The 12,307-nt window shown below is 42.4% G+C and carries 9 protein-coding genes; 7 read left to right on the forward strand and 2 right to left on the reverse strand.

All coding sequences use genetic code 11. From position 1 onward, the window contains the following. Positions 1-323: 323 nt before the first annotated feature. Together trpC and BGL89_RS11425 are read left to right on the forward strand one after the other, a co-directional pair. Positions 324-1,214 carry an indole-3-glycerol phosphate synthase TrpC gene (gene trpC / locus BGL89_RS11420; protein ID WP_286825804.1) on the forward strand — a complete coding sequence of 297 codons (891 nt, stop codon included), beginning with the start codon at positions 324-326 and terminating at the stop codon, positions 1,212-1,214. A 233-nt stretch (positions 1,215-1,447) separates the two neighbouring features. Continuing rightward, positions 1,448-2,602 (forward strand): pyridoxal-phosphate-dependent aminotransferase family protein, encoded by a 1,155-nt coding sequence (locus tag BGL89_RS11425; RefSeq protein ID WP_286825805.1) that lies wholly within the window; start codon positions 1,448-1,450, stop codon positions 2,600-2,602. Between the two features lie 131 nt (positions 2,603-2,733). Here the strand turns inward: BGL89_RS11425 and BGL89_RS11430 are convergent, their stop codons facing one another. Together BGL89_RS11430 and BGL89_RS11435 are read right to left on the reverse strand one after the other, a co-directional pair. Then, positions 2,734-3,669, reverse strand: a complete 936-nt coding sequence (locus BGL89_RS11430) for a LysM peptidoglycan-binding domain-containing M23 family metallopeptidase (protein ID WP_286825806.1) — start codon at positions 3,667-3,669, stop codon at positions 2,734-2,736. 18 nt (positions 3,670-3,687) lie between these two features. Continuing rightward, a complete protein-coding gene (locus BGL89_RS11435) occupies positions 3,688-4,986 on the reverse strand; it encodes a homoserine dehydrogenase (protein ID WP_286825818.1) in 1,299 nt (432 codons plus the stop codon). Between the two features lie 183 nt (positions 4,987-5,169). Between BGL89_RS11435 and BGL89_RS11440 the strand changes: the two genes are divergently transcribed. From BGL89_RS11440 to BGL89_RS11460, 5 genes are all read left to right on the forward strand, one after another. Beyond that, positions 5,170-5,802 (forward strand): DUF3782 domain-containing protein, encoded by a 633-nt coding sequence (locus tag BGL89_RS11440; RefSeq protein WP_286825807.1) that lies wholly within the window; start codon positions 5,170-5,172, stop codon positions 5,800-5,802. A gap of 88 nt (positions 5,803-5,890) precedes the next feature. Then, complete coding sequence (locus BGL89_RS11445) at positions 5,891-6,250, forward strand: CU044_2847 family protein (protein WP_286825808.1); 360 nt, start codon at positions 5,891-5,893, stop codon at positions 6,248-6,250. A gap of 17 nt (positions 6,251-6,267) precedes the next feature. Beyond that, the gene (locus tag BGL89_RS11450; protein ID WP_286825809.1) at positions 6,268-8,250 is read left to right on the forward strand and encodes a VMAP-C domain-containing protein; all 1,983 of its coding nucleotides are present in this window, start codon (positions 6,268-6,270) and stop codon (positions 8,248-8,250) included. Between the two features lie 8 nt (positions 8,251-8,258). Continuing rightward, positions 8,259-9,278, forward strand: a complete 1,020-nt coding sequence (locus BGL89_RS11455) for an AAA family ATPase (RefSeq protein ID WP_286825810.1) — start codon at positions 8,259-8,261, stop codon at positions 9,276-9,278. After that, entirely contained in the window at positions 9,271-11,817 is a 2,547-nt protein-coding gene (locus BGL89_RS11460; RefSeq protein WP_502692618.1) for an SAV_2336 N-terminal domain-related protein, read from the forward strand. The genes BGL89_RS11455 and BGL89_RS11460 overlap by 8 nt, the downstream gene beginning before the upstream one ends. The last annotated feature ends 490 nt before the right edge of the window (positions 11,818-12,307 follow it).

The raw sequence follows: 12,307 nt of genomic DNA on the forward strand, positions 1-12,307 counted from the left end.
ACGCTTGGGGAGAGATTCCCTCTGGTTTGGTTGGATACGTCCTGTCAGATTAAGGAAACTCAGTGAACCAAGAATCCCTCGCTTTTAGCGACGGGAGTGTCAATAACCGAAAATCGTCAAGAAGAAGAAAAACTCCAAGATCAGATTTTAGAACGTTCGCTCGAAGCTATGCAATAGCCTTGAGGAGATCGGTGAAGACTGGGAATATCCACAAAAGTATAGATAAATGTCTGTAGAGACGTGGTTTTCCCCGTCTCTATTTGAATTACCGATAACTAATCACTGTTAAACTAATCACTGTTCACACTCTGGACAGTGAAAAAATGCAGATCCGAAGAAAACACCCCAATCCTGCCGTCAAAGTTGAGAGTTTGAGTTATGTGGTGAAAGTGCCGGAGGCACAACCGCAAAATATTTTAGAAGAAATCGTTTGGCATAAAGAGATGGAAGTCGATAAATTGCGCGAACGGTTGCCTTTATTAGAATTACGCCAAAAAATAGCCAATACTGCGCCACCTTGCGACTTTTTAGCCGCCTTAAAACAGGGGAAAACCCAACCCGCTTTGATTGCCGAAGTGAAAAAAGCTTCCCCGAGCAAGGGAGTTATCCGCCAAGATTTTGATCCTGTAGCGATCGCCCGTACCTATGAACAGGGGGGAGCCACTTGTTTATCAGTCCTAACCGATAGTAAGTTTTTTCAAGGTAGTTACGAAAATCTTACCCTCGTCCGGCAAGCGGTATCTTTGCCCCTATTATGCAAAGAATTTATCCTTTATCCCTATCAAATCTACTACGCTCGCTCTAAAGGAGCCGATGCTGTCCTTTTAATTGCCGCTATTTTAAGCGATCAAGACCTAGCATATTTTGTCAAAATTGTCAAGGGTTTAGGGATGACAGCTTTGGTAGAGGTGCATAGTCTGGCCGAATTCGATCGAGTGTTAGCCATTGAGGGAATCGAACTAATCGGCATCAATAACCGCAATTTAGAGACATTTAAAGTCGATTTAGACAATACTCGCCAATTACTAGAAGCCAGGGGTGAACAGGTGCGAGAAAAAGGTATTCTGATCGTCAGCGAATCGGGATTACACCAGGCTGCAGATCTAGCCACAGTGAAGCAAGCGGGAGCAAATGCGGTTCTAATCGGCGAATCTTTGGTAAAACTGCCCGATGCTGCCGTCGGTATCCAGAAACTCTTTGAAAATCTCGGTTAGGGATTTTTCAGTTATCGGTAAACAGTAAAAAGGCAGCTCCGAGCTTGTCCCTTAATACTATTCGCTGAAAACTCACACCTGATAACTGGTAACTGATCACTGATAACTGACACGGCTATCTGCCGGGATATAATCAGAGTTTGCCGAATCTTAAATCATCCCCTCAGAATTGATGCGATCGAGATTTGGTTTTTTATCTTTGTTAAATATGGCCCAACGAGAGAGGACGAACCATGGAAAATAAAAATATGTTGATGATTCCCGGCCCGACACCAGTGCCGGAAGCGGTATTATTGGCTATGGCTAAAGCGCCTATAGGTCATCGGACGGGTGCTTTTAGCAAGGTAATCGCCGAATTAACCGAAAATCTCAAATGGTTGCATCAAACCAGTGGCGATGTTTTAATGCTAACTGCTTCGGGAACCGGTGCCATGGAAGCGGGAATTATTAATTTTCTTAGCCCCGGCGATCGAGTTTTGGTGGGGGATAATGGTAAATTTGGGGAACGTTGGGCGAAAGTGGCGAAAGCATACGGCTTAAATGTGGATGTCATTAAGGCAGAATGGGGTAAACCCCTAGATCCAGAGGCATTCACCGCTAAACTGACCGAAGACAAGGAAAAAGCCATCAAAGCGGTAATTATCACCCATTCGGAAACTTCCACCGGGGTTCTCAATGACTTGGAAAGCATTAACAAAGCGGTAAAAGACCACGGGGAAGCTTTAATTATCGTCGATGCTGTCACCAGTTTAGGAGCTTATCATATTCCCATCGATGAATGGGGTTTAGATGTGGTCGGTTCTGGTTCCCAGAAAGGTTATATGATTTCTCCCGGTTTAGGTTTTGTTTCCGTGAGCAAAAAAGCTTGGAAAGCCTACGAAACCGCCAAACTGCCCCGTTTTTATCTAGATTTGGGTAAATACAAAAAAGCCACCGATGAGGATAGTTCCCCCTTTACCCCTCCAGTTAACCTGATGTACGGTTTACAAGCTTCTCTGCAAATGATGAGAAGGGAGGGATTAGCGGCAATTTTCGCCCGTCACCAACGCTTAACCCAGATGACGCGGGCCGGTATGCGCGCCCTGGATTTGCCCCTCTACGCGGCGGATTCCTGCGCTTCCACGGCGATTACTGCGGTGGCTCCCACTCTGGTGGATGCGGAAAAAATTCGTTCGACTCTCAATAAAAAGTTCGACATCGCTGTCGCTGGTGGTCAGGATCACCTCAAGGGTAAAATCTTCCGTATCGGTCATTTAGGTTTTGCTAGTGAGCGGGATATCCTCACAGTTATCGCTGCCATTGAAGCGACTTTAATTGAGTTAGGTGTCGAAGGTGTCACCCCCGGTGCTGGTGTGGCTGCGGCTGCTTCTGTCATGGTACAGGGTTAATCTTGGGTTTGCTTTTCCCCTTCTCCCCAGAGAGGGGGATTTTGGCGGGAAAATGTACTTTATAGTATGATTAACTCCCAATCCAACTTTAAAAACCCGGTCAAGAATTGCTTCCCCCGCTCGGCACTCACTCACTCTCCTATACCTTTTAAACAGGATTTAGTATGACTTGATTGCGGGCCGATTTGGGGCAAATGCAAAGCCGGATCCTGCGCTGTCCAACCGACGGGAGTATCTAAGCGCACTTCAAAATGAAGATGGGGGGGAATAATATCTGGTTGTCCCGTGGTGCCAACCGTACCGATAACGTCTCCTGCTCGTACCCGTTGGTCAATTCTCACTGTAACCCTGCTTAAATGAGCATAACGGGTCTGCCGGCGACCTAAATGATTAATTACTACCAAATTACCATAGGCCCCTTCCTGACCCACATAAATCACTAGACCATCTTCGGCGGCTAGAACTGGTGTACCAATATCGGCGAGAAGATCAATACCACTATGAAAGAGATTTTTCCCTTCCGTGGGGCTTTTTTGCCAACCGTAGGCTAATCCGACAGTGCTGGCAAAGGGTAAGGGATAAGAACTTAATCCAGTATAATCCGATCGCTTGCCGGCGGCGGACCAATTGGTGCCGGGGATAAAAACTATTGTCGGCTGGCGACCACAACCGTTAAGCTCAAAGAGTATATCGGCACGAATACCATAGGCCGCTTCTAAATCGCGCCAAGTGGAACCCCGGGGTGCTTCGATGCGAATGCCGTTCATCGGGGGAATGAAGATTTCTTTCCCGACGGGGGCCAAACCATTTTTGAGAATAGTCGGATTGAGTTTAATTATTGTTGCGGGGATGAGAGCGTATTTTTCGGCGATTGAGGCGATTGTTTCTCCCGCTTGGATTTTATGGCGTTGTAACCTTGATAAAATCGGCAGGGGACAAACATTATCAGACCCTTGGGCAAAAATTAATTTTTGATTCAAGGTCAAAAAACCTAGACAAAAAAACAAAATTGTGCTAGTGAAACTTAGCCAACTTTTCTCACTTTTGATTCTCCGACCCATGACCATAAAAAAGCGATTTCTTGACTACAAAACCCGGAGAATACTAGGAATACTGTCAATAGCTTCTAAAGACTCTATTGCCGCTAAAGCGTTGCGGAAATTACCCTCGCGCACATCGTGGGTGACAACGACAATTTCGGCTAAATCACCCCTAATACCAATTTGTACCACGGATTCTAGACTAACCCCATGGTCGCCGAAAGCCATACCTAGATGACCGATTACCCCCGGCACATCGCGACAGAGAAAACGAGCATAAAAACGGGTTGATAAATCCTCCATCGGGGCGATTTGACAATAATGCTGGTGAATACAGCTTAAAAGCGGGTCAAGTTCCTTGGTTTTGCCACTACTTTTTAAAATTCCGACGATATTCATCACATCCGATACTACCGCGCTGGCCGTCGGTCCGCTACCGGCACCGGGTCCATAAAACATCACTTGCCCCAAGGGTTCCCCCTCGACGAGAATAGCGTTATAGACTCCGTTAGCATTAGCGAGGGGATGAGTTTTCGGTACTAGGGTCGGATGAACCCGCAACTCTAGGGTATCGGAATCTTCCTTAACCGTGTCTTTTGCGATCGCTAATAATTTAATCACAAATCCCAGTCTATCAGCGTAGGCGATATCGACGGCGCTAACTTGCCGGATACCTTCACAGTAAACATCTTCCCGTTTTACCCGACCTCCAAAACCCAAAGAAGCTAAAATGGCAATTTTATCGGCCGCGTCGAATCCATCCACGTCCGCAGTGGGATCCGCTTCTGCATAGCCTAATTCCTGAGCTTTGGCCAGCACTTCGCTAAAATCTGCCCCTTTTTGGCTCATTTCCGTGAGAATATAGTTAGTTGTGCCGTTGACAATTCCCATGATACTGCTGATGCGATTAGCACCGAGGGATTGTTTTAAGGGTTTAATGACGGGAATTCCACCACCCACGGCCGCTTCTAGGAGGACATAAACCCCTTTTTCGTTAGCCTTGGCGTAGATTTCATCACCAAAACGGGCAATAACCGCCTTATTTGCCGTAACAACGTGCTTTCCCGATGCGATTGCTTGGAGAATTAAAGAGCGCGCCGGTTCCAAACCCCCCAATAATTCGACAATAATATCAATTTCGGGGTCGGTAACGATCGATTCTAGGTCAGTGGTCAAAATATGGGGAGAAAGCTCGATTTCTCTCGGTTTATCTAGGAATCTAACTCCCACTCGTCCAATGGTAATCTCTTTGAGTACGGGATGACGACCAAAAGGATCAAGGAGGATTTTCGCTGTTCCCGTCCCCACAACCCCGAAACCGAGTAAACCAATCTTAAAGGTCACGCTTTTATCTCCTGCTAGTCCGACGCAAAAAATACTAATGGCCAAGCCGTCGCCATTGTCGATTTTATCATTACAAGGTCTTTGTCTGTAGGGTTTTCTTTTGCTGGCGTTCAAGGCCTGAGGATGATAAATATTCAGTATTTTTGAACCTAGAACGACGGGGTTTCAGACCCAAAATTTTCGATGAGTGAACCTGTAACCCTTGAGGATATTTACCAGCTATTCCGCGCTTCGGCCGAGGAATTTGATCGCCGTTTAAGGGAAAGCGATCTTCGTCGGGCCGAAATGGAACGTATTTTTGCCGAAGCGAAATTAGAAAGCGATCGCCGGGCCGCCGAAGTCGAGCGCTCGATGGCAGAACTGAAACGCACCGTAGAACGAACCAGCAAAGCGGTAGATAGTCTCACCACTCCCTGGGGTCGATTTGTGGAAGAATTGGTAGAACCGGCGGTTTTACGGCTTTTTCAGGAGAAAGGCATTGATATTAAGGAAGTTTATCCCCGTGCCAGAGTCAAACGTCAGGGCATCGCCATGGAAATTGATATACTAGCGGTGGATGATACAGAACTCGTGGTGGTGGAATGTAAATCTAGATTATCTAAAGATGATGTGGATGAATTTATCGAAAAATTGACTCGTTTTAAAATCGCTTTTCCCCATTATCAAAACTATCAAGCTTACGGTGCAGTGGCGGGAATCGAAATCAACGAGGGAATCGATCGATACGCATATAGAAAAGGTCTATTCGTGATTAAACCCTCTGGGGATACGGTGGCAATTATTAATGATGCTGACTTTCAACCAAATACTTGGTAAAGAGATATAATTAGGTATGAGGCCAAAAAGATGGCGTTGTGATTGATTAAGTCTGGGCAAACGCAATAAAATAAACAGGAGAATTTTTATGACTCGTTTAGTGGAATTTACCTCAGAGGAGGGGACTATTTACATCGAGGTGGATGAAAAGTTACCCTTACCCAAACCGAAACCAGAAGATGAACTTATTAGTCGAACAGATCAAATAGCTGTTAAAGCCGCTCAATCTTTTGAAGACGCATTAAATGGGATAAAACCGGTGGCAAATGCCATAATTAATAAGGTCAAAAGTTTGAATGAACCTCCTGATCAGGTAGAGGTAAAATTCGGGATAAAAATGACTGTTGGTCTAGGGGCTATTATTGCATCTGGCAGTGCCGATGTTAATTATGAAATTACCCTAAAATGGGATAACAAGGAAAAAAATAAGCAATCATCTACTCAATGAGGACTTAGATAGAAATAATGGTTGCATCTCTAGAATTTTCTGTGGTCAGAATTTATAAGCAACGAAAAAATCAAGATGATAAAATAGAAATTGTTGGGGCAGGATTTCTAATATCATCAGAATACTTGATTACCTGCGCTCATGTTGTTAATGAATCTTTAGGATTAATAGTTACATCTGCTGAGAAACCCACTGACATTGACATTATTGAGTGTGATTTTCCGATAATTGCATCGGGTACATCTTTAAAAACAACCGTAGAGGTTTGGTATCCGGTTAAAATTAACAGCAATGATCCCCAAGATATTGCTATCTTAAAATTAAAAGATTCAGTTCCTTCACAAGCTCAACCAGTTTCTTTAATTACCTATAAAATAGGAGATTTATCTGATCATAATTATAAAGCTTATGGTTTTTCCAGAAACGAAGGTGTCTGGTCTGATGGTAAGATACAAGGTCATATTGCTAACAACAAAATTCAGATAGAAGATACTAAAAGCACAGGATATGCTGTAGAAGGTGGGTTTAGTGGGACAGCTATCTGGGATGAGCAATTGGGGGGAGTAGTGGGGATGGCAGTAATGGCTGATAAGGAAAAATTGGTTGCAAAATCTGCATTTTTTATTCCTACTAATGTTCTTTTAAAAGCTTGGAATAAGTTGCCAGATATAGCACAAGTAGAAGGAAGAATTCCTAAAATTATCCCCTCGATTAAATGTATATTTGAAAACAAGAGTTATCAAGATCAACTTAATACAGCTTATGAAAATTTAGTAATTGAAGTGATGGATCATTTAGTGGATTTACCTAGAAAAATTCCTTTCTCTTGGTCTGATTTTATAGAAATAATCTATCAATTAGATGAAAGACATTTTACCTATACTTCTCAATCAAAATTTTCTTGGTTAGAAATATTTATTGGCTATTTAGTTATTCAGTTAAACTCAACAGATGCTCTGGCAAAGTCATTAAAAGAATGGCTAAAAAAATATCAAAAAAAATGGGAAGTTTTAATCAATACTTTAGAAATTAATCGCCAGCAGCGATCGCTAAATGTTTCTCAAAAATCAACAGACAAAAATCCCTGCTTATTTGTTAGCCTTACAGAAGAAAACAAATCTTTAATGCTGAGAGCTTGGATTGTTAAAGATATCAACAATTATCATCCCACAGAAAAAGAACCTCAAAAACGTGGAGAATATCAATCTTTAACCCCCAATGAAGGAATAAGTCTGGGTAATCATCTCCAAGAAAATGAATTGATTAATCACCTGAAAAAATTTAAACGAGAATCAGAAAATATCTGTCAATCTTCCCTAGAAAAAGTTCAATTTTTTCTACCCTATAGATTTATTGAAAAAGAGATTAAACCGATTGATTTATTCTCAATTCATGAAGTGGCAATAGCTACAGGCTGCGATCCCCATCATTGGGGAATCGATCATGAGATAATCATGAGATTTTCAGAACGAATAACAGCCGAAAATATCAAAAATCAACAAAGCTATTTATGGATCAAAAAATGCCAACTTTTTCGGAATATACAGCAGCAAAATTTGACCCAAATCTTAAAATGTGAAGAAGAAATCCAAGAACTGATCGAATCAAACAATCAGCAAGCAATTATCTTTAAAAAAACTCTGGCAAATAATGACCATCCGAATAAAATACTCAAATATCATAAATTTAACAATGTTATCGGTTCAAGGTTAACTAATCTCAGTCAAGAAAACTCCTTAGAGTTAAAAAATATTCTAGCCATTTTATACGAAACTGGAATCCCTTTATCTCTGTGGATACGACCCGATGCCAACCAAGAACTTAATTGTCAGGAAAAATTAGACCCTATCTGTCAATGTCCACTAGAAAAATTACCAGAAATAATTAAAAATAACCGTTCCGTCGCTTGGTTAGAAGATAATCATATTGGGAATCATCTATCATTACTTTGGGATGACTATCAGCTTGTTCCCCCCAACTATCCACTTTTGATGCCATAAATTAAATTATGAAAGACTGGAAAATTTTTACAGGAAATCAGGATTCCACAGACGCTTGGACATTACCAGACCCTCCCAGCTGGCGACCTTTTGGCAAAGAAAAGAAACTGGGAGAAAGTCGTCGTAAGCATCGGGGAGAAACCTTTCTAGTGCGCGAAGAAGAAATTAAAATGGTCAATGCAGCCTTGTATTTACGGCGACCTTTATTAGTAACTGGCAAACCCGGAACGGGAAAGTCATCTCTTGCCTATAAAGTCGCCCAGGAATTAAAATTAGGAGAAGTATTATACTGGCCGATTACCACCCATACTACCCTAAAAGATGGACTTTATAACTATGATGCGATCGGTCGGTTACAGGAGGTTAAATTACTGGAACGAGAGCAAAAAGAATTAACCCCAGAAGAACGAAAAGACCAATTAAAACAGATTGAAAAATATATTACCCTTGGACCCTTGGGAACCGCATTATTAGAGTCAGAAAAGCCAAGAATACTGTTAATTGATGAAATTGATAAGAGTGATATCGATTTACCCAATGATTTACTCACCTTATTTGAAGAAGGACGCTTTGAAATCCCCGAATTAGTTAGGCTAAAAGAAGAAGTTCCAAGGGTTGATGTCCGAACTGCTTATACCGATACAACCGACATTACCAAGAAAGATATAAAAACACCTATAGAAAATGGTTTAGTTATCTGTAAGGCTTTTCCTTTTGTGATTTTAACTAGCAATGGAGAACGAGACTTTCCCCCACCTTTTTTGCGTCGTTGTCTCCGTTTAACCATGAAAGAGCCAGAGAAACCCGACTTAATTAAAATAATCGAGGCACATTTAGAAGAAACAATTACTAACAATCCAGACATCGATAAACTGATTGATAACTTCATTCAAAAGCGCAATTCACAAACCCTAGCTACGGATCAATTACTTAATGCTATTTTTATGGTCAAAAAAGGAGCTATATCAACTCAAGATGACCTCATTAGTCAACTTTTGAAAGATTTGGGGACGATAGAAGATGAGTGAATCCCCATCTAATTCATCAATTAAAAAACTATTAGATTATCTAGAGCAAACAGGACTAATCGAACGGTTACAACTCAGTGATGAAGATGTAGCTGATAGCATCTGGTTGGCCCTACAAATGGGAGTTGAAGACTTGCAACCACCCCCAAGAAATCCAGAAAATAAACAGCCAATAGATTCATCAACTTCTAATGAAATAGAGAAAAATTTAGAGGACATTCCAGAAGATAACCTATCAAAATCTCAGCCAAATATCGATGTTATTACCGAAGAATCTCTCCCCCAAGAAATAGAGAAAACTACCCCAATCCAAGGCTTTCCTTTTCAAGTTCCTGCTGCCGCGGCACTACAGACAGCACTCCCGATTAGTCGCGCTTTGCGTCCTTTCATGGGAAAAGTTCCCTCAGCCATTAAAACTATTCTAGATGAAGAAGCAACCGCTTCTTTTATTGCAGAAAGGGATATTTGGCTACCTGTGACTAAACCCCAACCGGAACGCTGGTTAACCCTCGAATTAGTAGTAGAAGAATCTAGATCCTCTTTTATTTGGCGAGAATTAATTAATGAGTTACAAAATCTCTTAGAAAATCAAGGAGCATTTAAAACCGTCAGAGTTTGGCAAATATCAACCTCAAATAATCAAGAATTACAGTTAGTAAGACGCAGAAAAAAAGCTAAACCTGAACAACGCTATCACTCCCATAAAGAACTTATTCATCCCAGGGGACAGGGATTAGTTTTATTAGTAAGTGATTGTGTTTCTCCTCTCTGGCAAAAAGCCTTAATTCATCCTTGGTTAAAAGATTGGTCGGAAAAACAACCCACCGCTATTCTGCAACTTTTCCCCGAAAGATTATGGAATAGTACCCAACTAGGACGGGGACGTAAACTCTTTACAACTGCTTTAACTGCTGGGGTTCCCAATCCGAAATTAATCTTAAAAAATTATCCCCAATGGCTACCGATTAACTGGCAAAATACCCTTCTCATTCCCGTAATCACGTTAGAAATAGAAGTCCTCAAGCAATGGGCAAAAGTTGTCGCTGGTTCAGGTAATGCTCAGATTTCCGCTTTTTTATTTGATTTAGAATTTATTAAACAACAAATTATTGAAATTCCCCCTATATCCAGAGAGGAAAATAAGCAAGACAGCGAGGATAAAAACAGCATCAAAAATAAAGCCGAGGCAATGGTCGAGCGATTTTTTGCCACCGCTTCAGAACCAGCCAAAAAATTAGCAAAAATGATGGCAGCTGCCCCGGTAAGTATGCAGGTGGTCAATCTTATTCGTAAAACTCTTTTAAACGAAGTGCGTCCCGTTCATGTGGCAGAATTCTACATGGGAGGTCTATTAAAACCGATTGCAGAAAATGAAGAAGGACAGTATCGAGTCTATGACTTTTTGCCCGGGGTACGTCAAGTCTTAAATGATGCTATCGGTAGGCGACAAACTATCAAGGTACTCGATGCTATTTCCCAATATATTGCCGGGGAAATTAAAAGTCCTATCCGCAGTTTTGCCGCTTTATTAACCCTATTACCCACCTATCCCCTAGAACAAAGAGAAAAAATTCTTCCCTTCGCTCAAGTCAGCATCGAAGTCTTAGGCAATCTGGGGGGAGAATACGCAGAATTCGCCGAAAAAATCGCCGTTAATATCTCCAATCCCCTTCCAATCCCTCAACCCTCGGAACCTCCCTTAAAAACCCGTACCTTTGAATTTATCGTAGCAACGATAGAACGTCAGTCTCGTCTATGGGGATTATTTCCTAAACGAGAAAAATGGGTAATTAAAAAGGAAAAAAGGCAAGCAAAAGGCATTGTCCAAAAACTAGCCGAGGGAGTCGAATTGGAATTGATGGAAATCCCCGGCGGCACATTCACGATGGGAACGAAAGACGAGGAAATCGAAAGACTGGTGAAAAAATTTGGTTGGGAAGGATTTAGAAGTGAAAGACCACAACACCGAGTAACCGTTTCCTCTTTCTACATGGGGCGTTATCCTATCACCCAGGCCCAGTGGAGAGCAGTTGCCTCCCGCACGGATTTAAAAGTAGAACGATATCTTAACCCTGATCCCTCTTACTTTAAAGATCCCCCCAAACCCCCCTTAAAAAGCGAGGTTTCCGATTCCCCCCCTTTTGAAGGAGCTAGAGGGGGATCACCGACGCGCTGGGATAGACCCGTAGAACGAGTTAGTTGGTATGATGCCGTCGAATTTTGCGCGAGATTATCGAAATTGACAGGGAAAGAATACCGACTTCCCAGCGAAGCGGAGTGGGAATATGCTTGTCGTGCCGGGACAACCACCCCATTTCACTTTGGGGAAACCATTACCGGGGAATTAGCCAACTACGATGCCAGCAGAACCTACGCTGACGAACCAAAGGGAGAATATCGAGAAGAAACGACCCCCGTGGGACAGTTTCCCCCCAATGCCTTCGGGCTGTACGATATGCACGGCAATGTCTGGGAATGGTGTTTAGATCCGTGGCATGGGACGAAGACAATAATGATAATCGTTATCAAAGCCTATTAATTAGTATAAAAAAACTCTTGACAGATAGACCAAACCGTGTATTGCGGGGCGGTTCTTGGTACCTCAATCCGGATGTCTGCCGTTCCGCTTTCCGCGACTACGGCGACGCCCGCCGCGTCGACAGCTACGACTTCGGTTTTCGGGTGGTGTGCGGTGCTGGGAGGACTTTGTAACCCTTTTTCTCTTTTTTTCCCTTTTTTTCCCTCATTCCCTTTTCTGGAATTTTTTGAGCCAACTATAGTACAAGTGTATTGATTTAGAGGTGGTCAATTATTTAGGGTTTGCGGCAAAAAGTTTTTCGTGGGGACAGGGTGTGGGGTGTGGGGTGTGGGGTGTGGGGTGTAGGTTTTTACCGATTCTGAGGGGGTCAATTACCCAATTTTCAGAGAAAAAGTCCCAGAATTTTCCCCCGATCACTCCCAGAACTGGTACTTTTTGATTGACAAAAAGTCTAAAAGTCTTACCCAACAAGGTTTTTAGATTTATTCAG

The sequence above is a fragment of the Microcystis sp. LSC13-02 genome, from assembly GCA_002282935.1.
Lineage (GTDB): Bacteria > Cyanobacteriota > Cyanobacteriia > Cyanobacteriales > Microcystaceae > Microcystis.